The sequence below is a fragment of the Nocardioides limicola genome (genome assembly GCF_016827675.1).
GTDB classification, from domain to species: domain Bacteria; phylum Actinomycetota; class Actinomycetes; order Propionibacteriales; family Nocardioidaceae; genus Nocardioides; species Nocardioides limicola.
Genome location: NZ_JAERJA010000002.1, coordinates 563,486 through 585,164, shown reverse-complemented (window position 1 = coordinate 585,164; position 21,679 = coordinate 563,486). Strand labels below are relative to the sequence as shown.

The window sequence follows — 21,679 nt, the reverse complement described above, 5'->3', positions numbered from 1 at the left end:
GTCGGTGCCGGCGCATAGGCTGACCTCCGATGAACGCCGCAATCACGTCGCCGCCCCCCGGACTCTTCGTCTGCTTCGAGGGCGGCGACGGCGCCGGCAAGTCCACTCAGGCGCGGCTGCTGCAGGCGTGGCTCGTCGACCGTGGCCGCACCGTGCTGCTCACCTTCGAGCCCGGCGACACGGCGGTCGGGGCCAAGCTGCGCGAGATCGTGCTCAGTCCCGAGACCGGGGAGCTGGCCAGTCGCACCGAGACGCTGCTCTATGCCGCGGACAAGGCCGAGCATGTGGAGACCGTGATCCTGCCCGCCCTGGCCCGTGGGGAGGTGGTGATCACCGACCGGTACGTCGACTCCACCATCGCCTATCAGGGCGCCGGTCGCACGCTGGCCGCTGCCGAGGTCGAGCAGGTCGCCCGGTGGGCCACCGGCGGCCTGCGCCCGCACTTGACGGTGCTGCTCGACGTCGACCCCGAAGCCGCGATGGGCCGGTTCACCGGTCGGGACCGGATCGAGGGCGCCGGAGTGGAGTTCCATCGCCGCGCCCGCGCCGAGTTCCTCAGGCTCGCCGAAGCGGACCCGGAGGCCTACCAGGTCCTCGACGGTCGCGACGATGTCGACGCGATCGCCTCGGCCGTCCGGGACCGGGTCGCCGCCCTGCTGGAGGCACGATGAGCATCTGGGACACCCTGGTCGGACAGCGCCCGGTCATCGACACGCTCACCGCCGCTGCCGCCGGCCGCGGGATGACCCATGCCTGGCTGTTCACCGGCCCGCCCGGGTCCGGCCGCTCCAACGCCGCGATGGCCTTCGCCGCTGCCCTGCAATGCGACCAGGCCGGGCAGGGGCCCGACTGCCCGCACCGCTGCCACGACTGCCACACGGTGCTCGCCGGGTCCCATGCCGACGTCACCCGGGTGCGCACCGAGAAGCTGTCGCTCGGGGTCGAGGAGGTGCGCGACCTGGTCCGTTCCTCCGCGCTCGCCCCGAACGGTCGCCGCTGGCAGGTGATGATCATCGAGGACGCCGACCGACTCACCGACCAGGCCAACAACGCGCTGCTCAAGACCATCGAGGAGCCCACCCCGGCCACCGTGTGGGTGCTCTGCGCGCCCACCGTCGAGGACCTCCTGCCGACCATCCGATCCCGATGCCGGCTGGTCACCCTGAGCACGCCGATGGCCGCTGACGTCGCCGACCACCTGGCCCGCCACCAGGGCGTGGCGCCCGCGCTCGCGGCGTACGCGGCCGCTGCCAGCCAGGGTCACATCGGCCGGGCCAAGGCGCTGGCCACCGACGAGGCGACCCGGAACCGGCGCCGTGAGGTGGTCACCCTGCCGACCAGACTCACCCATCTCGGCGCCGCGATGACCGCGGCACAGAACCTCCTGGACGCAGCCAAGGAGGAGGCCGAGGCGATCACCGCCGCCCTCGACGCCCGCGAGAAGGCCGACCTGGACGCCGCCTACGGGGTGGTCGAGCGGGGCAAGCGCCCCCGCGAGTACGCGCCGGCACTCGCCGCGCTGCAGAAGTCCCAGAAGACACGTGCCACTCGCCGGGTGCGCGACGTCGTCGACCGAGGACTCACCGACCTGATGTCGGTCTACCGGGACGCCATCGCGATCGGCACCGGCGCCCACGGGGACCTCGTCAACGCCGACATCGCCGGCGACGTCCGCCAACTCGCCGCCACCACGACGCCGGAGTTGAACCTGCGCCGGATCGAGGCGATCCTCGGCGCCCGCGAACAGATCATGGAGTTCAACGTGCCGGTGCTGCTCGCACTGGAGTCGATGATGACCTCGCTGCTCCCCACCGAGCGCGACTGAGGCACCGCGCCCAGGCTCCTAGACCGGCGAACGGGAGGTGTGCAATGACGGTGATCAACGTGGCCGACGACCTGGAGCCGTTCCGGACCGAGCTCATCGGCTACTGCTACCGCTACTTCGGCTCCATCGCTGAGGCCGAGGACGCCGTCCAGGAGGCGATGACCCGGGCTTGGATGAACGCCGACACCTTCGAGGGCCGCTCCTCGGTGCGGACCTGGCTCTACCGGATCGCCACCAACGTCTGCCTGGACATGCGGGATGCGGCGCAGCGGCGGGCACTGCCCTGCGACCTGACCGGTCCGGGGGAGGTCCCGGCCGGTCCCGCCGGACTGACCGCGGCTCCAGCCGAAGCCTGGCTCACCCCGATCGCCGACCGCCTCCTCTTCGCCGGCATCGACGACCCTGCCGAACGCGCCGCCACCCGCGAGTCGGTGCGGTTCGCGTTCCTGTCCGCGCTGCAACTGCTGCCACCACGCCAGCGTGTCGTGCTGATCCTGCGCGACGTGCTGTCCTGGACCGCCCGGGAGACGGCCGAACTGCTTGAACTGTCGGTGGACTCGGTCAACTCGGCATTGGCGCGGGCGCGTCGCACCGTGGCCTCGCACGACACCGCGGCGTCGCGGTCTCCCGACTCCGAGGAGGAGCGCACGCTGCTCACCCGCTACACCGACGCGTTCGAACGGTACGACGTGGACGCCCTGGTCGACCTGCTCGCCGCCGACGCCACCTTCACCATGCCGCCGTACGAACTGTGGCTGCAGGGACACGAGGTGATCCGCCGCTGGTGGGACGGACCGGGACGGGTCTGCGTCGGCTCCCGGGTCGTCACCGCCGCCGTCAACGGGATGCCGACGGTGGCCGTCTATCACCCCACCGGTACCGGTGACTTCGCCCCGTTCGCGGTGCACGCCCTCCAGGTTCACGACGGACGGATCGCGGGGATCACCCACTTCCTCGGCGCTGAGGTGTTCGCGCAACTGGGTCTGCCGGAGAAAATCTCCGGCTGACCGACCAGTTTCGGCGCCGCGGATCGTCAACCCCTTGAGCGCGCCACCGGGCGCGACCTCGGAACCCACGACGAAGGAGACATCGGCCATGACCCGTACCGTCACCGCACACCAGTTCTGCTCCATCAACGGCGTGACCCAGGACCCGCACCTCTTCCAGTTCGACTGCTTCGGCGCCACCGAGGGTGAGCTGATGGGCCGAGCACTCGCCGGTGTCACCGACGTGGTGATCGGGCGCAAGCTCTTCGAGGAGTGGTCCGCCTATTGGCAGGCCGCCGAGGTGTCCGATCCGTTCGCCGAGTTCATCAACCCGGTCCGCAAGCACGTGATCTCGTCCACGCTGCACGGCGACCCCGGCTGGAACGGGACCGTGGCCGCCGGAGATCCCGTCGAGTACGTGCAGAAACTCCGCGAGACCGAGGGGGGTGGCATCGTCGTGGCCGGCGGGATCGAGACCATCCGCACCCTCTTCCTCGGCGGCGTCATCGACACGCTCACCCTGACCATCCATCCGGCGATCGGCGTCGGGCAACGCCTCTTCGACGACAGTGTCGACCTGACCCGACTGCGGCTGGTCGAGGCGCAGGCCACCGACGCCGGCAACGTCGTCGCCAGCTACGCCCTACGCGGCTGACGCCGTCGTGCACCTCGCCGTCAGTCGGGAACGACCGGCTCGGCGAGGTGCGCGATCGCGTCCCCGGAGTTGACCAACGGTGCCCGGTTCAACCCGATCACCACCCCGGACCTGTCGGCGTGCACCAGCCGCACCCGCCGGCCGAAGGTGTCCGAGAGGCCGCCGATGCGTTGACCGGCCTCGACCCGGTCACCCAGCTCCACCTCCAGGTGCAGGATCCCGGTCCGTCGGGCCCGCACCCAGCTGCTCTGTCGGCACTCCACGCTCGGCTCGGCAACGCCGCCGTTGGTGTCGACCATCCCCAGCGACGCGAGCACCCGGCGTACGCCGTCGACGCCGGCGGTGATCGGCACCTCGTCGAACCGCAACGCCTCGCCGCCCTCATACAGCAGCACGGTGGAACCGCGGTCCTTGCCGGCCTGGCGCAGCGACCCGTCGCGCAGCTTCGAGTGCAGCATCACCGGGGCGCCGAACGCCTCGGCGAGTTCTCGGGTGCGGGGGTCGTCGAGGTCGGCCCGGATCTGGGGCAGATTGGCGCGGCGGTCCGCAGCGGTGTGCAGGTCGATCCCGATGTCACACCGGTCGACCACCTCGACCATGAACAGGTGTGCGATCCGGCTGGCCAGCGACCCGCGCGCCGACCCCGGGAAGGAACGGTTCAGGTCGCGTCGGTCCGGCAGGTACCGGTCGCCGGTCATGAAGCCGAGCACGTTCACCACCGGCACCGCGACCAGAGTTCCGTGCAGGGTCTTGGGGGACAGCGTCGAGAGCACCCGCCGGATCACCTCCACGCCGAGCACCTCGTCGCCGTGGATCGCGGCATTGATCCACACCGCCGGCCCAGGCTCCTTGCCGTGCAGCACCCGCACCGGGAGGTGGACGTCGGCGCCGGTGACCAGGCGGGTGATCGGGATCTCGACCTCGCGGGCCTGCCCGGCGCGGACCCGGACGTTGCCGATCGCGAACGACTCGCGTGCCATCAGCGTCCCCGGTTCCTGCGGCGGATCTCTCGGTCCGGCCGACCGCCCAGGTAGGAGCGGCGCGGGTCGACCAGGAACCCCTGCCGCAGCGCCTCGCGGCCGATCAGCATCCGGAAGCCCATCTCGTCGCGTCGGCTCAGCGTCACCTCCGCAGTCACCTCGGTGCCCAACAGCCGCACGCCCATCAGTACGACGTACCGCTCCTGGCTGTGCCCCGAGGAGCTACGCACCGACCGACGGTCATGGATCGGCAGTTCGGCCTCGACGGCGTCCGCAGCCGAGCGCTGCCACGGGTGGATCGAGAACCGCACCCAGTCGGCCCCGTCCCGCTCGAACTCGGCGAGGTCGAAGGCGTGGATCGCGGAGGTGCGGGCCCCGGTGTCGAGCTTGGCCTTCACCCAGTCGACACCGAGCGCGGGCAGGCTCACCCACTCGCGCCATCCGGCTACGGTGTTTGAATGGGTGCTCACAGTGCACCATCCAAGCAGGCCACCCGGCCGGTCTTGGTGGATCCCGGCCGGACAATCGACCCGAAGGTGTGGAATGAAGCTCGCGATCCTGTCCCGTGCCCCGCGCTCCTACAGCACCATGCGGCTCCGAACCGCGGCCCTGGACCGGGGGCACGAGGTCAAGGTGTTGAACACGCTGCGGTTCGCCATCGACCTGTCCGGTGAGACGCCGGACCTGCAGTTCCGGGGCAAGCAGCTCTCCGACTACGACGCCATCCTGCCGAGGATCGGGGCCTCGATCACCTACTTCGGCACGGCGGTGGTGCGCCAGTTCGAACAGATGGATGTCTACACGCCGAGCACGTCCTGGGGGATCACCAACTCCCGCGACAAGCTGCGGGCGACACAGATCCTGTCCCGGCACAACATCGGCATGCCGGCCACCACCTTCGTTCGGGACCGGGCGGACGTGATCCCGGCGATCGAGCGCGTCGGCGGAGCGCCGGTGGTGATCAAACTGCTGGAGGGCACCCAGGGCATCGGCGTGATCCTCGCGCCCGAGCTGAAGGTGGCCGAGGCGATCATCGAGACCCTGCAGTCCACCAAGCAGAACGTGCTGATCCAACGGTTCGTCGCCGAGTCCAAGGGCCGCGACATCCGGGCCCTGGTGATCGGCGACCGGGTGGTCGCGGCGATGCGTCGGGTCGCGAAGGGGGACGAGTTCCGCTCCAACGTGCACCGGGGCGGCAGTGTCGAGGCCGTCGAGTTGGATCCGGAGTACGAGCGGGTCGCGGTGCGTGCCGCGCGGATCATGGGTCTGCGGGTCGCCGGCGTGGACATGCTGGAGGGCAACGAGGGTCCGCTGGTGATGGAGGTGAACTCCTCGCCCGGTCTTGAGGGCATCGAGGCCGCCACCAAGCTCGACGTCGCCGGCGCCATCATCGACCACATCTCCGACCAGGTGGCGTTCCCGCAGATCGACGTACACGAGCGGTTGAGCGTCTCTACCGGGTACGGCGTGGCCGAACTGGTGGTGCACGGCGATGCGGACCTGATCGGCAAGACGCTGGCGGAGTCGGGTCTGCGGGAGCGGGACATCTCCGTGCTCACCCTGCATCGGGGCACCACGGTGATCCCGAACCCGTCGGGCCGGAAGGTGCTCGAGGCCGAGGACCGGTTGCTGTGTTTCGGCAAGCTCGAGGAGATGCGGTCGCTGATCCCGGCCCGCCCCAAGCGTCGGCGGCGGGTCAAGAAGTTGCCCAAGCAGCCGCTGCCGGAGGAGTGAGTCATCGCCCGGGTCGCTGGTGCCACCGGGCTAGGGTTGCCGCACCCGACCTGAGGAGCGCACGTGAGCCGGATCCTGGGGCCGATTGTGGCCGCCCTGTTGCTGCTGACCGGTGGCGTGGTCGCGATCGTGCTGGTCAGCGACCGCTCCCCGGCCTCGGACCCGGCGCCGACCGCCGAGCCGTCCCCGACCCGCACCCCGGAGCGGGAGCCGGATGACTCCCTGGACGCGCGCACCCCGCCGGACCCGGCGCTGGCTCGCTTCTATGAGCAGACCCCGGACTGGGAGCGGTGTCGCGGTGGCTACGAGTGCGCTCGGATCATGGTGCCCCTCTCGTACGCCGATCCCGGAAGCGAGACGATCGAGTTGCTGCTGCTGCGGGTCACCGCCCGCAACGCCGAGACCCGACTCGGGTCGATGCTGGTCAACCCCGGCGGCCCTGGCGCCCCGGGCACCTCGTACGCGGAGATGGCCAACCTGCACTGGTCGGCGGAAGTCCGAGACGCCTACGACATCGTCGGCTTCGACCCGCGTGGCACCGGCGAGAGTGCGCCGGTCGACTGTCTCGGTGACGCCGAACTGGACGAGTACCTGTCCGGTGCGCCGTGGCCGATGAGTCCCGCCGAGGTGGATGACTGGCTGGCCCAGGACGAGATGTTCCTGGGTGGCTGCGCGGAGAAGTCGGGTCGGTTGGCCGGGCACGTGACCACCGTCGAGGCGGCGCGGGACATGGACGTGATCCGGGCGGTCCTGGACGAGTCCACGCTCACCTACTTCGGCGCGTCGTACGGCACCAAGCTGGGTGCCACCTACGCGGAGCTGTTCCCGCAGCGGGTCGGCCGTCTGGTGCTCGACGGGGGCGTCGACGTCTCGTTGGCCAAGCTGGACAAGAGCATGCAGCAGGCGGCGGGCTTCGAGACCGCGCTGCGGGCCTACGTGTCGCACTGCGTCAGCGGCGGCAGCTGCTTCCTGGGCAACGACGTGGACGAGGGGCTGACCCAGATCCAGGAGCTGCTCGACGAGATCGCCAACGAGCCGCTGCGCACCAGTGCCGGCCGCGAGCTGCGGATCGGCAACGCCTTCTACGGGTTGGTGACGCCGCTGTACAACCGCGACTACTGGAACTACCTGGACACCGGCCTGCGCACCGCGCTGACCGGGGACGGGTCGATGTTGTTGCTGCTGTCGGATGCGTATCACTCGCGGAGCGACAACGGGTACGAGAACAACGCATCCGAGGCGATCTACGTGATCAACTGCCTGGACGACCCGAGTGCGGTGCCCGCGGACCAGGTGCCGGACATCATGGACGACTTCCTGGCGGCCTCGCCCACCTTCGGCGAGATCTTCGCCTGGGGGATGACCGGCTGCGCCGGGTTGCCCTACGAGTCGTCCGAGGAGCCGTTGGAGATCCGCGCCGCCGGCGCGGCGCCGATCCTGGTCACCGGCACCACCCGCGACCCGGCCACCCCGATGCAGTGGGCCGAGTCGTTGGCCGAGCAGTTGGAGTCGGGCATCCTGATCCGCCGCGACGGCGACGGCCACACGGCGTACGGCCAGGGCAACAGTTGTGTCGACGAGGTGGTGGACGCCTACCTGCTCGACGGTGAGGTCCCTGACGGCCCCGTCGACTGCTGACCGGGTCGAACTTGTCGCGACCCCGCCGGTTGGCCCCGTGCGTCGTCCACTCCGTATACTTCCCCGGGTTCTCCACTCCGGTGGGGAACGCGCCGCCTTAGCTCAGTCGGTAGAGCGAATCACTCGTAATGATTAGGTCGTCGGTTCGATTCCGACAGGCGGCTCCACACAGGCACGTCACTACACTGCCGCCATGTCGATGGTGCACACCGACGCGGTGTTCTTCGAGGACGACATGGCGTTCGAGGCCTGGCTCGTCGATCACGCCTCGACAGCCACACACGTCTGGATCCGGATGGCCAAGAAGGGGACCGGGATCACGTCGATCGACTGGACGAGGGCCGTGGATGTGGCGCTCTGCTTCGGCTGGATCGACGGTATCTCCCGGCGGATCGACGACGAGTGGTACGTGCAGCGGTTCACCCCGCGGCGCGCGAAGAGCGTCTGGTCGAAGATCAACCGCGAGCGCATTGAGCGGCTCACAGCGGCAGGGCGGATGCGCCCCGCCGGCCTTGCCGAGGTGGAGAGGGCGAAGGCGGACGGCCGCTGGGACGCCGCCTACGACAGCCCGGCCACCGCCGTGGTGCCCGACGACCTCGCCGCCGCCCTGGCCGCGCGCGACCTCACCGAGGTCTACGCTGCGCTCGACAGCCGCAACCGCTTCGCCTTCCTGCAGCGCATTCAGACCGCAGTGCGCCCGGAGACCCGCACCCGTCGCATCGAGCAACTCACCGACGCCCTTGCCCAGGGCAAGACCCCGCACCCGGCGCCGACGAAGAAGTCCGGCGCCTAGTGCTCCGTGGTCAACCGTCTGGACGCCGGAGGGTTCGCCGCACCTCGTTCTCGGCCCTTGAGCAAAGTCCACGGCGCCACGCCACGACAAGTCCGCGGGGCCAGGGTGGGTCAGGGTGGGTCAGAACACCACACCGCGGTCGACGACCAGGTTCGCCCCGGTGATCGACGCCGCTGCGCTGGAGGCGAGGAAGAGTACGGCGTCGCAGACGTCGCTCGGCGGCATGAAGCCGGGGAAGGCGCTCTGGCTCTTCATCAGCAGGTCCCAGTTGATGTCTGTCGGCAGTTCCTTGGCCGACGAGTGAGGCATCGCGGTGTCGATGCCGCCGGGGGAGACGCAGTTGACGCGGACGCGCTGCTCGGCGAGTTCGATCGCCAGCGAGCGCATCGCCAGGAGGATGCCGGCCTTGCTCGCGCAGTAGACGGAGTTGTAGGGCTGGGCGTAGCTCGCGGAGATGGAGGCGATGGTGACCACGTTGCCCTGGGACTCCGCCAGTGCTGGGGCGACGGCCTGGGTGAGCAGCACCGGCGCCACCAGGTTGACGTCGGTATGCAGGCGCAGGCTGGCCGCCGTGATGTCGCCGAGGCGGGCGAAGCGCTGCACGCCGGCGACGTTGCAGAGCACGTCGAGCCCGCCGAGCTCCTCGACAGCCTGTGCGCCGAAGGAAGCCACGGCGGCCTCGTCGCGCAGGTCGACCGGGATCACGCCGTCGGCCGGGGCGATGTCGGTGGCGACGACGGTCGCGCCCTCGCGCCGGAAGGCGGCGGCAAGGGTGCTGCCGACGCCGCCCGCCGCGCCGGTGATGATCACCCGCGCGCCGTCGAAGCGGGGGGTGCTGCTGGCGGCGGTCATCGGACTCCTTGAAGTAGAACGCGTTTCAGTTACAGGAATGGTATGTGACGCGCACTGCACGCGGGGCCGTTGGTCTCGCGCGCGCCGTGCCCGCTACGACGACTCTTCAGCGACTCCGCGCCGATCCATCCGGGCGAGCAGCAGGTACCCCCACGCCAGCACGAACCACGGCGCGACCAGCCACGGCCCGTTGAGGAAGATGAACCGGACGCCGAGGTCCATGAAGCTGTCGGTGTTGACGGCCGGGAAGCCGGCGATGATCTCGCTGCCGTAGTACTGCCAGGTCAGTACGGTGTGGGTTACCGCGGTGGCCATCACCATCAACACGCCACGGATGTCGGTGAAGCGGGAGCGGAACAGCAGGATCAACCCGGTCACCCCGACCAGCGCGTTGGTCACCGACAGGATCTCGATCATCACGAACTCGGGCTCGGGGTTCAGGTAGCGCAGGTCGCCGCCGTCCATGTAGGCCCACCACGGGTAGGCCCAGATCTTCTCCCTGGCCCCGGCGATGGCCTCATGGGTGAGCAGCCACACCAGCTCCCAGGTCAGGTGGGTCACGTACGAGGCGATCACGAACGGCAGCACCACCAGTTGCAGCCGCTCGAAGCGGCTGCGGCGTCGCAACGCCCGGAACGGCAGGTACGCCGCGAAGATGCCGAGCCAGTAGGCGATCGCGATGTGCACCGACATCACGTTCGCCACCCCGCGACGCTCCAATCCGAACGAGAAGACCGCCAGGCTGTACGCCGGGAACGCCAGGGCGATGGAGCCGAAGCAGAGGATCCACGTCCAGCCCAGGCCGCCGATCCGGGGTCGGACCGGGGCCTGCGGTGCGTCGGTGTGGGCGGGGCTCATCGGCCACCTCCTGAGGGGGTAATAGTGAGTCCAAGTACAGTAATGCTCATTACTATGCCACGGTGGCGATCCACCTGCAGCACCAGGGAAGGAACTCGATGGCATCGGCTCGACCTTCGGACCCGGTGACCTTGGACGAGGCGCGCCGGCAGATGTATCGAAGCCAGATCATCGCCGCTGCGGAAGGGGAGTTCGCCCGGGCGGGCTTCCGGGACTGCCGGATGGGGGACGTGGCTGCGACCGCAGGCATCTCGCTGGCCACCCTCTACAAGCACTTCGCCGGCAAGGACGCCCTCTGGGACGCGGTCAACGCCACCCGGATGGCCGAGTTCATGGCCGCCGTCGACGCCGCCGTCGCGGAGGTGGAATCAGCTCTGGACGGGCTGCTCGCCGCAGCCCGCGCCGAGGTGGAGTTCCTCACCACTCACGACGCGTTCCTGGCCATGCAACTCAAGGACGGCCTGAATTGGGCCACCTCCACGGCCGGGCCGAGTCAGCGACGGGGCGGCCAGCGGCAGGCCTGGGAGCAGGGGATGGGGCTGGTCACCCGAGCCGCCGAGAGGGCGATCCGGCGGGGCGAGGTCGGCGTCTCATCGCCGGACCTGGTCGCCGCTCTGGTCGTCTCCGCTCTCCAGATCTGGCTGACCCGATGGGTCGACTCGGGTCGTCGACAGTCGCCGACCGAGGTCGCCGACGAGGTGGTCACCCACCTGCGCCGCTGCCTGGCACCGTGACCGCGAGCGCGTTCAGTCGTGATGGACTCGACGCGAGAGGCGGATGTGTCCCGCTTCGGCGCCGTCGAGGAGGGCGTCATCGGAGTAGTGGACGCCCTTGGCGGACCAGGAGGTCCTCGAGCCGAGTCGGACCCAGGAAGGGTCGTCCAGGCACGACCGCGGAATCCGGAACCGCACCACATCCCTCGCGTAGCGGATCCGATGGTGCACTGCGCAGTGCAGGGTCCTGTTCCTGTGTGTGGTGAACCGCATCGTTCCGGACCAGTTCGTGGGGTCCGCGAGAACCGAAACGCGCCGGTCGAGGCCAGTGTCGGTCAGGATGCGTACCTGATGCTCGCCGTGGTCGCCTCGGCGGGACAACGAGCGGAACTTGACTCGGACCACGACCGCATTGCCTGTGTGTTTGAAGGTCGTGCGCACGATGTCGCCCTGCGTCACCCGAGGCGCTGGCGTGAACCCGTAGCCGGTGAAGATGGCCACGTCGCCGCGCGCATCCGGCACCACCAGGGTCGCTGCTTGAGCAGCACCACCGGCGAACAGCACGCTGCTGACCACGAGAACGGCGACGGCGAGGACACGGCGCATGAAGAACCCCCGAGAGTGGAAGTGGCAGGGCCCGTCCCCATGACGGGCCCTGCCAACGATAGTCCGGTGGGGCGGCTTCAGCCGCGAACCAGCCGGTCGGTCAGCGCGATGAGTCGCGGCGCCTTGCTGTTGCGCTGAGCGTCATCGACCAGGACACGGTCACCATCGCTCCAGGCGGTGCGCAGGCCCAGGCGAACCCACTCGGGTCGTTCCAAGCACGCACGCGGGATCCGGACCCTGAGCACGTTCTTGCCGTAGTTGATCCGATGCTGCACGGCACACTCCACATGCCGTCCGTTCGGTCGGTGCAGCACGGCAGTCCCCGACCACGCGCTTGGGCCGGCAGTGACGCGTAGGTAATGCGACAGTCCGGCGTTGGTGACGATCCGGATGTTGTGCGTGGTGCCGAGGCCGCTGCGCTGCAGTGACCGATAGGTCGCGCGCACGACCACGGCGCGCTGCCGATGCGCGAACCGGGTCCTCACTATGTCGCCGTGGGCGACCGATGTGCCGACCTTGGTCTCGCCGGCCCCGTCAGCGGAGAGCACGTCTCCGCGCGCATCCGACACCACGAGCGAGGCGGCCTGGGCGGAACCGCCGGCGAACAGCACGCTGCTGACCACGAGGACGGCGACGGTGAGGACATGGCGCATGAAGAACCCCCGAGAGTGGAAGTGGCAGGGCCCGTCCCCATGACGGGCCCTGCCAACGATAGTCCAGTGGAGGTGTTTCAGCCGCGCCGGATGCGAGGCGACAGAGCGACCCGGTTGCCCACCTTCCCGTCCTTCTGGGCGTCATCGGCGTACATGGCCGAGAGATCGCCCTTGAGCCAGAACGATGCCACGCCGACACGGACCCAGCGCGGGTTGTTCAGGCAGGCGCGCGGGATCCGCAGAGTGAGCAGGTTCTTGCCGTAGTCGATCCGGTGCGACAGGTCGCAGTCGACCGGCTTGTGGTTGGGTCGGGTCATCTCGGCGTCGCCCTTCCACTGGCCGCTCATCGCGGACACGTGCACGTCACGGCGTAGGCCGGCGTCGGTGACCACCCGCACGTAGTCGCCGCGGAAGAGGCCCTGCTTCGCCAGGGAACGGAACTTGACTCGCACCACCACAGCCTTGTTGCTGTGCACGAAGCGGGTCCGGACGATGTCGCCGTTGGCGACCGAGCTGAGGGTCTCCTCCCCCGTCTCCATGTCGAAGGTGACAACATCCCCCCGCGCATCGCGGACGGTGTAGTCGGCCGCGTGGGCGGCGCTGACCGGGATGAGGGAGAGGCCGAGGGCGAGCACCAATGAGGTCGCCAGTTTGCGCATGACGGAATCCGATCTCGAGAAGAAGAGTGTGGCCTGATCGTAGAGGCACGCGAAGGCTTGGTAGCCAGTAACCTCGGCGCATGTCCTGGCCGATCATCGACCGCCCCGCACTCCGGGAGTCCATCGACTCCCGGCTGTCGGGACGTCCCCCACGCCCGGTCGCGCTGGTCGGCCCGTCCGGCATCGGCAAGACCACCGCGGCAGCCGCAGCCGCCGCCCGGTGGCGGCGACGGGGCGGTGAGGTGCTGTCGATCCTCGGCGTCGCCGAGCTGACCGAGGTCCCGTTGGCCGCATTCGTGCCGGCGATGGGTGCCCTCGGAGTCGACGACGTGAGCAACGCCGAGGCGCTGGAACGCCAGGTGATCGCGGCAGCAGGAAGGCGGGCAGGTGAGTTGCTGCTGGTCGTCGACGACGCCCCGTTGCTGGACGCCACCTCGGCCGGCATCGTCTATCACCTGATCCGCGCCTTCGGTCTGCCCGCCGTCCTCACCCAACGCGCCGAGCATCGGCGGACCGGCGCGATCGCCCGTCTCTGGCACGAGGACCTCGTCGATCAGTTGGACGTCACCGGGCTCGCCACCGAGCATGTCGACGCGTTGTTGCGTCAACGGTTGGGCGCGGTGCCGCGCCCCGACGACGTACGCCGGTTGCGGCGGCAGACGGACGGCAATCCGTTGTTCCTGCGTGAGGTGGTCGAACGGGCCGAGCGTCAAGGCCTCGTCACTCGGAGCGAGACCGGCGTCCGGCTGCGTGAGGTGGCCACCCCGCGGGGCCTCCTGTCCACCGTCGCCGACCGTGTCGCCGACCTCCCGCCGCCCCAGTTGCACGCTCTGCAGGCACTCGCCCTGGGCGCGGCCGCGCCGGTCGAGTTGCTGCTGCCGGGTGCCGCGCACGCAGAAGCCGTCGAGGACCTGTCCGCTGCCGGGTTGGTGACGATGGCGGCCGGTGGGGTGGCCCGGCTGGCACATCCCCTGCACGGGGAGGCGGCCCTGGGCCGGCTCGATCCGGGAGCTCGCACCGAGCTCGCCCAGCAGATCGCCACCCGGCTGTGGGAGAGCGGTGACCGGACGTTCCGGTTCTCCTCGGTGCTGCTGCGCCTCGGCGCGGGCGCGCGGATCGATCCGGCCGAGCTGCACTGGGCGCTGCGTCATGCCTTCGGGCTCGGCGAGCACCTGACCGTGGTCGAGTTGGCGGCCCGGGCCGACGACCTCGACCTGGAGTTGCCGGTGGCCGCCGCGATCGACCTCGCCTCGGCACACTCTGCGCTGGACGACCTCGACGCCGCCGACCGGTGCTTCGCCGAGGCCGAGCGACGCTCCTCCTCCTCGGCCGACGCCGCGCTGCTGGTCTCCCGGCGGGGGGCGCACCTTGCCTACCGTCGCTTCGATGTCGCTGGGGCGCTGGCCCTGGTGCAGCGGTTCGAGGCCTCGCTCACGAGCGGCGACCGTCAGGCGCTGACGCCGGAGGTGCGGACCTGGCAGGTGCTGGCCGGTGCAGCCCAGGCCGGTGCAACCCAGGCCGTCGAGGCCGACACCGACAGTCCCCTGGGGTCCGGGCTGGGCGACGTCAGCCCGGCGGTGGCGGTCCGCGCGGCGATGGCGGCGGTGATGCTGGACGCGATGGGCGGCCGGGACGCCCAGCAGGCCGCGGAGATCCTGATCCGCGCCGAGCGCGAGCATGGACTGCTGGAACCCCATGCAGCCGCGATGGTGCACCTGCAGCGCTACTTCATGCTGCTGTCCAGCGGGCAGGGCGATGCGGCCCGGGCCGTCGCCGAGGAGCAACTCGTCACCTCCGCGCCCGATGCTGCGGGCATCTGGACCTACACCCTCGGCGTACACCTGATGTACGGCGGTCGGTTGCGGGAGGCGGGCCGGCTGGCTCTCCTCGCCGAGGAACAGCTGCGCTGGCGCGACCCGATCGGTCTGCTCGGCGCGGCGCTCGCGCTGCGGGCCGTCGTGGCCGCCCAGGCCGACCGGATCGCTGAAGCCGAGGCGGTGCTCGGGTCGATGCTGCCCGCTCAGCGCGACGACCCCAAGGCGGCGATGCTGCTGGCGGAGGCCCAGGCGCTGCTGGCGGCCGCCCGGGGGGACGTCGACCTCGCCGCGAAGATCATCGAGGCTGCGGCCGGCGCCGGGGTCGAAGCCGGCTATGACCTGGTCGCCGCGATCTCGCTGGGCATCTGCATCCGGCTGGGGGCGGTGGACCGGGCCGCTCCGCTGCTCGCCGAGATCCGTGGCCGGGTCGGATCCGGACTGCTGCTCTATCGGGCGCTCGACGAGACCGCCCGCGGCCTGTCGGACCGGGACCCGGTCGCCGTGCTGACGGCGGCGCGGGACCTGGCTGCGGCTGGCATGGTCCCGGCCGCAGTGGACGCGCTACGGCGCGCCGAGGCGTTCGCCGACCGTCCAGGGCAGGGTGAACTGCTGCGTCGACTGCAGCTGACCAAGGCCGCGCTGGCGGAGGCCAACGAGGCGGCACCGTTGCTGTCTCGCGGGGCCGACGAGCTCAGCGCCCGGGAGTGGCAGGTCGCCGACCGGGTCAGGCGCCGGCTGGCGAGCCGCGAGATCGCCGACGAGTTGGGCATCTCGGTGCGCACCGTCGACAACCACCTGGCCAACGTCTACCGCAAGCTCGGTGTGTCCCGGAGAGGTGAGCTTCGGGCCCTCTTCGACCCGGACGGCTCAGCCGCGCCGGATCCGCGGTGACAGCGCCAGCTTGCCCTTGATCGTGCCGTTGCGCTGAGCGTCATCCATGAAGAGCGTGGAGCCGTCGCCCCACACCGAGCCGAAGCCGACCCGGATCCATCGCGGGTTCTGCAGGCATGTGCGGGGCACCCGCACCGTCAGCGTGTTCTTCCCGTAGTTGATCCGGTGCGAGATCTGGCACATCACCACGTCGCCGTTCGGGCGCTTGAAGTGGGCGGTCCCGTCCCAGTTTGCGGGCGCCGCCCACACCTCGACGTTGCGGCGTACTCGGTCGTTGGTGGTGATCCGGATGAAGTCGCCGCGCACCACGCTGCCCTTCCGGTCCAGGGACCGGAACTTGGCACGCAGCACGAAGGCGCGCTGGCCGTGGATGAACCGAGCGCGGACGATGTCGCCGTTGGCGACGTCGCTCGGGGTCTGCTCATCGGTCTCCGGGTTGACAGCGACCACGTCGCCACGGGCGTCGCGGACCGTGTGTTCGGCGGCGTTGGCGGCCCCGGCTGGCAGCAGTGTGGCCGCCACGGCGAGTGCGACGAGTCGGGCTGCGGTACGGCGCATCGGCGTCTCCTTCTCAGGCATGCGAACGTGAAGAAGCGGACCGCCCCGGCCCGTCGGGGGTTGGCTGGCCGGAGCGGTCCCGGATGGAGCACCGGGACCTGCGTGGGGACACTCAGGGGGTCTGGTGCATCCTCCTTGGACGGAGTGAAGCACGGCGCGAAGTGGCCTGTGCGGGAAACAGCCAGACCCGCGAGAAGGTTTAACCTGCGGGCTCGTCGAGGTGTGGGTCGGCAAGCAGGTACTGGGTCATCCGGCCGTCCGAGCGGCGGTCGTGGTGGCGGATCGGAGCCGGGATCATCCGGCCCTCGGTGGTGTCCCAGAAGTGGTCGACCTGCACGCAGACGCGACGGGCGACCTGCCCCAGTACGCCCCGGTGCGGGACGTAGGGGTGTGGCCGGGTCGGTGCCTTGAGTTCGGAGCGATACACGGCCTCGGCCGGGTCGTGGTCGTCGTCGGGGGCGGTGCCGGCGTCCAGGTCGCGGGCCAGCGCCCGCTCGACCTCCCAGAACTCGTTGTACCTGCGCTGGACGTCGTCCCAGACATCGGACCAGCCTCGCCGGACCGAGTACGTCGATCCGTAGAGCTTGCCCTTGACCTGCGCCAGTGCCCGCTCCAACTGCTTGCTGGCCCGAGTGAACTCCTTGGCGCGTTCGCGGCCGTCGGGGAGTTCGCGCTGGGCCCGTGGCACCAGCACCTCGTTGAGCGCGGCCACATGCCGGCTGATGCTGGACAGGAAGGTGTCGGTGGCGGGGTAGCGGTCGCGTGGACGTTGCAGGGTGGCGCGCCGTTCCGATGCCGTGTTCATCCGCTCCACGAGGACCTCATGGGTGGCCCGAAGGCTGGGTAGAAGTACGTGCATGACTCACTCCTTCCTTCCAGTGTGACCCGGTGACCGCCCCAGGACAAGGCGCGAGGGCCCGCCCGCTAGCGGCAGAGGTGAAACGCGTTCTACATTGTCCGGATGAACAGGGATGTCTTCGCGCCGGCGACGCTCGGTCCGGTCAAGCTGGGGAACCGGGTGATCAAGGCAGCGACCTTCGAAGGACGTACGCCGTACGGGGAGGTGACCCGTGACCTGATCGACTTCCATGTCGACCTCGCCCGGGGCGGCGTCGGCCTGACCACGGTCGCCTACCTGGCGGTGGCTGCGGAGGGCCGCACGCATCGGGAGCAGATCGTGGTCGGGCCGGGCACTCGGCACGGGCTGGCTCGTCTCGCCGAGGCGGTGCACGAGGCGGGCGGCAGGATCTCGGGCCAGGTCGGCCATGCCGGCCCGGTGGCCAATGGCCGCTCCAACCAGGTGCACGCGTTGAGTCCGTCACGGATGTTCTCCCCGCTGTCCATGCAGATGGTCCGGTCGGCCACCGAGCGCGATCTGACCCGGATCACCCATCAGTACGTCGACACGGCGCGGACGCTGGTCGATGCCGGGTTCGACGTCCTTGAGCTGCACATGGGGCACAGCTATCTGATCAGCGCCTTCCTGGCGCCGGGCCTGAACCGGCGGGCGGACCGCTGGGGCGGTCCGTTGGCGAATCGGGCGCGACTGGCCCGGCAGATCGCCCATGCGGTCCGGGACGCGGTCGGTGACGAGGCCGGGCTGATCGCCAAGGTGAGCGTCGGCGACGGCTTCAAGGGCGGATTGACCACCGACGAGGCGGTGGAGTTCGCCCGGTTGCTCGAGGCGGACGACACCCTCGATGCGCTGCAACTGTCGGCCGGCAGCTCGCTGATGAACCCGATGTATCTGTTCCGTGGTGAGCCGCCGCGCAAGGAGTTCGCCGCAGTGATGCCGTGGCAGGTCAAGTGGGGGATGAGGGCGGCTGGCAGGGCGTTCCTGCGCGAGTACCCGTACCAGGAGGCCTATCTGCTGGACAAGGCGGCTCGGGTGCGTGATGCGGTCACCATCCCGCTGATCCTGCTCGGCGGCATCTCCACCCGGGAGACGATGGAGCTGGCGATGAGCGAAGGATTCAGCTACGTCGCGATGGCTCGGGCGCTGTTGCGCGAGCCCGACCTGATCCGGCGCCTGGAGCGCGAGCCGCGCGGAGCCGGACTCTGCATCCACTGCAACCGGTGCATGCCGACGATCTACGCCCCCGGCGGCACCCACTGCCCGGTGATCTCGGCACCCGGGTGACCGCGGTCTTGGATGGCTCCTCCAAGGGGGTCGACAGGACGTAGAACCTGTTCTAGATTAGTGGTTGTGGACACCAAGAAACTGAAAGTCGTCGGATGGTCGACCGGCACCGTCGGCCGGCACGTGATCGCCGGGATCGAGGCCCACAAGGACCTCGAACTCGTCGGACTCTGGGTCTCGAACCCGGACAAGGTCGGCAAAGATGCCGGTCTGCTGGCCGAGCTCGGGCGCGAGCTCGGTGTCGCGGCCACGAACGACGTCAGCGAACTGATCGCGCTGGCCCCCGACGTCGTCATCCACACCGCGATGACCGATGACCGGATGTTCGAGGCGATCGAGGACATCGCCGTCCTGCTCGAGGCCGGCATCAACGTCGTCTCCTCGGGCCCGGTCATCCTCTGCTGGCCCTGGGGAGTGCTCTGGGAGGACGGACTCAGTCGGATCGAGAAGGCCTGCGCCGCCGGAGGGTCCTCCCTGCACGTCAACGGGATCGACCCCGGGTTCGCCAACGACGTACTGCCGCTGGTGATGACCAGCCTGTCGCGGCGCATCGACTTGGTCCGGGTCTCCGAGATCGCCGACTACTCGACCTACTACCAGCCCGTGGTGATGGGTGACATCTTCGGCTTCGGCAAGCCGCTGGACTTCGAGGCGATGCTCTGGCAGCCCGGAGTGCTGTCGATGGGGTGGGGCCCGGTGGTCCGTCAGATCGCCGCCGGTCTGGACCTCACCCTCGATGAGCCGCTCGAGGAGATCGTGGATCGACGACCCGCCGAGGTGGACACCTCCACGGTCAGCGTGGAGATCCCGGCCGGCACCCTGGGGGCGGTCCGCTTCCAGGTGGTCGGCAAGGTCGACGGAGTGCCCCGGATCGTGCTCGAGCACATCACCCGGACCCATGTCGACCAGGTGCCGGAGTGGGCCACGCCCCCCGAGGGCGGCGGCTGCTACCGCGTCGAGATCCTCGGTGACCCCCAGATGAAGGTCGACTTCACCCACCAGGGCGAGGACGGCGACCACAACGACTCCGGGATGATCACCACCGCCATGCGGCTGGTCAACGCGGCTCCGCATGTGGTGGCGGCCGACACCGGCATCGTCACCGCCCTGGACCTGATGGGTGTCACCGGACGAGGCGTCGCATGATCCTGGACCGCTTCCGCCTCGACGGCCACGTCGCCGTGGTCACCGGAGCCGGTCGGGGGATCGGTGCGGCGACCGCCGTGGCCCTGGCGGAGGCCGGCGCCGACGTGGCGATCTCGGCCCGGTCGGCGGACCAGTTGAAGGAGGTGGCCACCCGGATCGAGGCCACCGGTCGACGGGCGTTGGTGCTGCCGGCCGATCTGTCCGACCTGGACGCGGCCGCCGGTCTCGCCCGGTCGGCGTACGACGAGTTCGGGCGCCTGGACACGATCGTCAACAACGTCGGGGGCACCATCCCGAACGCCTTCCTCGACACCGACACCGACTACCTGACCGAGTCCTTCAGGTTCAACGTCGCCACCGCCCACGCGCTGACCCGCGCAGCGGTGCCGCTGATGCTCGCCGGTCCGGCGAGCCGGACCCAGTCCGTGGTCACCATCAGTTCGATGCTCGGCCGCACCGCCGGCCGCGGCTACCTGGCCTACGGCACCGCGAAGGCCGCGCTGGCGCACTGGACCCGGCTCGCCGCGACCGACCTGTCGCCACGGATCCGGGTCAACGGCATCTATGTCGGTTCGGTGATGACCAGCGCTCTGGAGTTCGTCGCCGGGATCCCGGAGATGATGGATCAGATGGAGACCGGCACTCCGCTGGGACGCGTCGGCGAGCCCGAGGACATCGCCGCCGCCGCGCTCTACCTGGCCTCCACGGCCGGCGGCTACGTGACCGGGAAGATGCTCGAGGTCGACGGAGGGATCCAGCAGCCCAACCTGGACCTGGCGCTTCCGGATCTGGCCTGAGCGAACGTGAGCGATCTCGCGTTTGCGTGGATGTTGTCCTCGTGTCCTCTCCCGGTAACCTTCCCTGCGTGCACAGACGGGCCTACGCACTCCTGATCGCTACTGCCGGGATCATGGGGATCCTGGCGCTGGTGACAGCGCAGGTCCTCGACCGGCGGCTCGTCGACCCCGAAGGCTTCCTTGGCCCGGGTTGGCTGCGGCTGCCGATGCTGCTGCTGGGAGCCTTCGCGCTGGACCTGGTGCCGAGGATGCTGTGGCTCTCCCGGCTCAACCCGAAGCTGATGTCGGGCATCGTCAAGGAGCGGATCCGCACCCACTGGACCCGGGACCGGATCGTGCTGGTGGTGCTCGGCCTGGTCTGCTTCTACCTCACCTACGTGAGCTACCGGAACCTGAAGTCGTTCCTGCCTGCGGTGATGGGGCCGAAGAAGTACGACAAGGAACTGCACGAGATCGACATCTGGCTCTTCTTCGGTCACGAGCCGGCGGTGGTGCTGCACGATCTGTTGGGGACCACCTTCACCGCGCACGTGCTCTCCAGCATCTATCTGTGGTACCTGCCGATGGTGGGCATCGCGGTGGCCGCCTGGCTGGTCTGGTCGCGCAACATCAGCTTCGGCTACTGGTTCGCCACCTCCCAGTGCCTCGGCTGGGCGTTGGGCACCGCGTCGTACTACATGCTGCCCACCCTGGGCCCGGGCTTCGAGTACCCGTGGCTCTACGGCGACCTGGCGGCCAGCGGCGCCGGGTCGCTGATGGACGCGCTCTTCTACGGCCGCTCGACCGTGCTCTACGGGGACGTGGAGTCGGCGATGAACTCGGTGGCCGGCTTCGCCAGCCTGCACACGGCGATCACGCTGCTGTGGGCGCTGATGGCGCAGTACACGATCCGCAACCGGGTGGTGCACTGGATCCTCTGGATCAACTTCGCGCTCACCATCGTGGCGACCCTCTACTTCGGCTGGCACTACGTCCTCGACGACGTCGGTGGCGTCGCGATCGCGCTGATCGCCTTCTACCTGGGCGCCTGGGCATCGGGGCAGCGCTTCCACCGCGGAGGCTTCTCGTCCTATCCGACGACGACCACCGCGTCGGTCCCCGTCGACCGCGACTGACCCACCCCCTCTCCCCACCCCCCTCCCTCCCCCGAGTTGGGCCTTATCCGCGTCGACTTGGGCCCTATCCGCGTCGACTTGGGCCTCCTACGCGTCGAGTTGGGCCCAATCCGCGTCGACTTGGGCCGCATCTGAGACGACCACGCGCGCCCGCGACGAGAATTACAACAATGTAGTTAGTCAAGGCGACACGCCGATACTTTTGAGAAAATTGTTAAAAAGTGTTCCCCTTGGGGCTTGTGAGCACTAACGTGCCGGGAGTG

22 protein-coding genes and 1 tRNA gene are annotated in these 21,679 nt (G+C 69.6%); 14 read left to right on the top strand and 9 right to left on the bottom strand.

All coding sequences use genetic code 11. The annotated features are described in order from the left end of the window. The first annotated feature begins 29 nt into the window (after window positions 1–29). The 4 genes from tmk to JKG67_RS06810 all read left to right on the top strand — a co-directional run bounded on the left by tmk (window position 30) and on the right by JKG67_RS06810 (window position 3,466). Entirely contained in the window at window positions 30–671 is a 642-nt protein-coding gene (gene tmk / locus JKG67_RS06825; protein WP_203336504.1) for a dTMP kinase, read from the top strand. Beyond that, window positions 668–1,825 (top strand): DNA polymerase III subunit delta', encoded by a 1,158-nt coding sequence (locus tag JKG67_RS06820; RefSeq protein ID WP_203336503.1) that lies wholly within the window; start codon window positions 668–670, stop codon window positions 1,823–1,825. The genes tmk and JKG67_RS06820 overlap by 4 nt, the downstream gene beginning before the upstream one ends. 44 nt (window positions 1,826–1,869) lie before the next feature. Beyond that, window positions 1,870–2,832 (top strand): sigma-70 family RNA polymerase sigma factor, encoded by a 963-nt coding sequence (locus JKG67_RS06815; protein WP_203336502.1) that lies wholly within the window; start codon window positions 1,870–1,872, stop codon window positions 2,830–2,832. An 88-nt stretch (window positions 2,833–2,920) separates the two neighbouring features. After that, entirely contained in the window at window positions 2,921–3,466 is a 546-nt protein-coding gene (locus JKG67_RS06810) for a dihydrofolate reductase family protein (RefSeq protein ID WP_203336501.1), read from the top strand. A gap of 20 nt (window positions 3,467–3,486) precedes the next feature. Here JKG67_RS06810 and JKG67_RS06805 read toward each other — a convergent pair whose 3' ends face one another. Then, window positions 3,487–4,446: a succinylglutamate desuccinylase/aspartoacylase family protein gene (locus tag JKG67_RS06805; RefSeq protein WP_203336500.1), complete on the bottom strand. Its 960-nt coding sequence runs from the start codon at window positions 4,444–4,446 to the stop codon at window positions 3,487–3,489. After that, the gene (locus JKG67_RS06800) at window positions 4,446–4,916 is read right to left on the bottom strand and encodes an ATP-dependent zinc protease family protein (protein ID WP_203336499.1); all 471 of its coding nucleotides are present in this window, start codon (window positions 4,914–4,916) and stop codon (window positions 4,446–4,448) included. Before JKG67_RS06800 ends, JKG67_RS06805 begins: the two co-directional genes overlap by 1 nt. Before the next feature lie 73 nt (window positions 4,917–4,989). On the opposite strand from JKG67_RS06800, the gene JKG67_RS06795 reads away from it, so the two are divergent. From JKG67_RS06795 to JKG67_RS06780, 4 genes are all read left to right on the top strand, one after another. Continuing rightward, on the top strand, window positions 4,990–6,180 hold the full coding sequence (locus tag JKG67_RS06795; protein WP_203336498.1) for a RimK family alpha-L-glutamate ligase: 1,191 nt from the start codon (window positions 4,990–4,992) through the stop codon (window positions 6,178–6,180). Between the two features lie 63 nt (window positions 6,181–6,243). Beyond that, window positions 6,244–7,818: an alpha/beta hydrolase gene (locus JKG67_RS06790; protein ID WP_203336497.1), complete on the top strand. Its 1,575-nt coding sequence runs from the start codon at window positions 6,244–6,246 to the stop codon at window positions 7,816–7,818. Between the two features lie 91 nt (window positions 7,819–7,909). Continuing rightward, a tRNA-Thr gene (locus tag JKG67_RS06785) sits at window positions 7,910–7,985 on the top strand. A gap of 26 nt (window positions 7,986–8,011) precedes the next feature. Further along, window positions 8,012–8,611 carry a YdeI/OmpD-associated family protein gene (locus JKG67_RS06780; RefSeq protein ID WP_238997983.1) on the top strand — a complete coding sequence of 200 codons (600 nt, stop codon included), beginning with the start codon at window positions 8,012–8,014 and terminating at the stop codon, window positions 8,609–8,611. A 120-nt stretch (window positions 8,612–8,731) separates the two neighbouring features. Here the strand turns inward: JKG67_RS06780 and JKG67_RS06775 are convergent, their stop codons facing one another. Both JKG67_RS06775 and JKG67_RS06770 read right to left on the bottom strand, forming a co-directional pair. Next, window positions 8,732–9,463 carry an SDR family NAD(P)-dependent oxidoreductase gene (locus JKG67_RS06775; RefSeq protein WP_203336496.1) on the bottom strand — a complete coding sequence of 244 codons (732 nt, stop codon included), beginning with the start codon at window positions 9,461–9,463 and terminating at the stop codon, window positions 8,732–8,734. A 93-nt stretch (window positions 9,464–9,556) separates the two neighbouring features. Beyond that, window positions 9,557–10,321 carry a hypothetical protein gene (locus tag JKG67_RS06770; RefSeq protein ID WP_203336495.1) on the bottom strand — a complete coding sequence of 255 codons (765 nt, stop codon included), beginning with the start codon at window positions 10,319–10,321 and terminating at the stop codon, window positions 9,557–9,559. 62 nt (window positions 10,322–10,383) lie between these two features. Here JKG67_RS06770 and JKG67_RS06765 point away from each other — a divergent pair, with 62 nt between their 5' ends. Further along, window positions 10,384–11,055, top strand: coding sequence for a TetR/AcrR family transcriptional regulator (locus tag JKG67_RS06765; protein ID WP_203336494.1), 672 nt, complete (start codon window positions 10,384–10,386; stop codon window positions 11,053–11,055). A gap of 12 nt (window positions 11,056–11,067) precedes the next feature. On the opposite strand, the gene JKG67_RS06760 is transcribed toward JKG67_RS06765, so the two are convergent. The 3 genes from JKG67_RS06760 to JKG67_RS06750 all read right to left on the bottom strand — a co-directional run bounded on the left by JKG67_RS06760 (window position 11,068) and on the right by JKG67_RS06750 (window position 12,952). Beyond that, window positions 11,068–11,640 carry a hypothetical protein gene (locus JKG67_RS06760; RefSeq protein WP_203336493.1) on the bottom strand — a complete coding sequence of 191 codons (573 nt, stop codon included), beginning with the start codon at window positions 11,638–11,640 and terminating at the stop codon, window positions 11,068–11,070. A gap of 77 nt (window positions 11,641–11,717) precedes the next feature. Then, a complete protein-coding gene (locus JKG67_RS06755; protein WP_203336492.1) occupies window positions 11,718–12,293 on the bottom strand; it encodes a hypothetical protein in 576 nt (191 codons plus the stop codon). 77 nt (window positions 12,294–12,370) lie between these two features. Further along, complete coding sequence (locus JKG67_RS06750; protein ID WP_203336491.1) at window positions 12,371–12,952, bottom strand: hypothetical protein; 582 nt, start codon at window positions 12,950–12,952, stop codon at window positions 12,371–12,373. 80 nt (window positions 12,953–13,032) lie between these two features. Here JKG67_RS06750 and JKG67_RS06745 point away from each other — a divergent pair, with 80 nt between their 5' ends. Then, window positions 13,033–15,660 carry a helix-turn-helix transcriptional regulator gene (locus JKG67_RS06745; RefSeq protein ID WP_203336490.1) on the top strand — a complete coding sequence of 876 codons (2,628 nt, stop codon included), beginning with the start codon at window positions 13,033–13,035 and terminating at the stop codon, window positions 15,658–15,660. Here the strand turns inward: JKG67_RS06745 and JKG67_RS06740 are convergent. After that, on the bottom strand, window positions 15,637–16,218 hold the full coding sequence (locus JKG67_RS06740; protein ID WP_203336489.1) for a hypothetical protein: 582 nt from the start codon (window positions 16,216–16,218) through the stop codon (window positions 15,637–15,639). The genes JKG67_RS06745 and JKG67_RS06740 overlap by 24 nt on opposite strands. Window positions 16,219–16,417: 199 nt before the next feature. Continuing rightward, window positions 16,418–17,077 carry a hypothetical protein gene (locus tag JKG67_RS06735; RefSeq protein WP_203336488.1) on the bottom strand — a complete coding sequence of 220 codons (660 nt, stop codon included), beginning with the start codon at window positions 17,075–17,077 and terminating at the stop codon, window positions 16,418–16,420. A gap of 102 nt (window positions 17,078–17,179) precedes the next feature. Between JKG67_RS06735 and JKG67_RS06730 the strand changes: the two genes are divergently transcribed. The 4 genes from JKG67_RS06730 (at window position 17,180) to JKG67_RS06715 (ending at window position 21,416) form a co-directional block, all read left to right on the top strand. Beyond that, the gene (locus JKG67_RS06730) at window positions 17,180–18,358 is read left to right on the top strand and encodes an NADH:flavin oxidoreductase (protein WP_203336487.1); all 1,179 of its coding nucleotides are present in this window, start codon (window positions 17,180–17,182) and stop codon (window positions 18,356–18,358) included. A gap of 66 nt (window positions 18,359–18,424) precedes the next feature. Continuing rightward, window positions 18,425–19,504, top strand: coding sequence for an NAD(P)H-dependent amine dehydrogenase family protein (locus JKG67_RS06725; protein ID WP_307816458.1), 1,080 nt, complete (start codon window positions 18,425–18,427; stop codon window positions 19,502–19,504). Continuing rightward, complete coding sequence (locus JKG67_RS06720) at window positions 19,501–20,301, top strand: SDR family oxidoreductase (RefSeq protein WP_203336485.1); 801 nt, start codon at window positions 19,501–19,503, stop codon at window positions 20,299–20,301. Before JKG67_RS06725 ends, JKG67_RS06720 begins: the two co-directional genes overlap by 4 nt. A 68-nt stretch (window positions 20,302–20,369) precedes the next feature. Next, entirely contained in the window at window positions 20,370–21,416 is a 1,047-nt protein-coding gene (locus JKG67_RS06715; protein ID WP_307816457.1) for a phosphatase PAP2 family protein, read from the top strand. Window positions 21,417–21,679 lie beyond the last annotated feature (263 nt).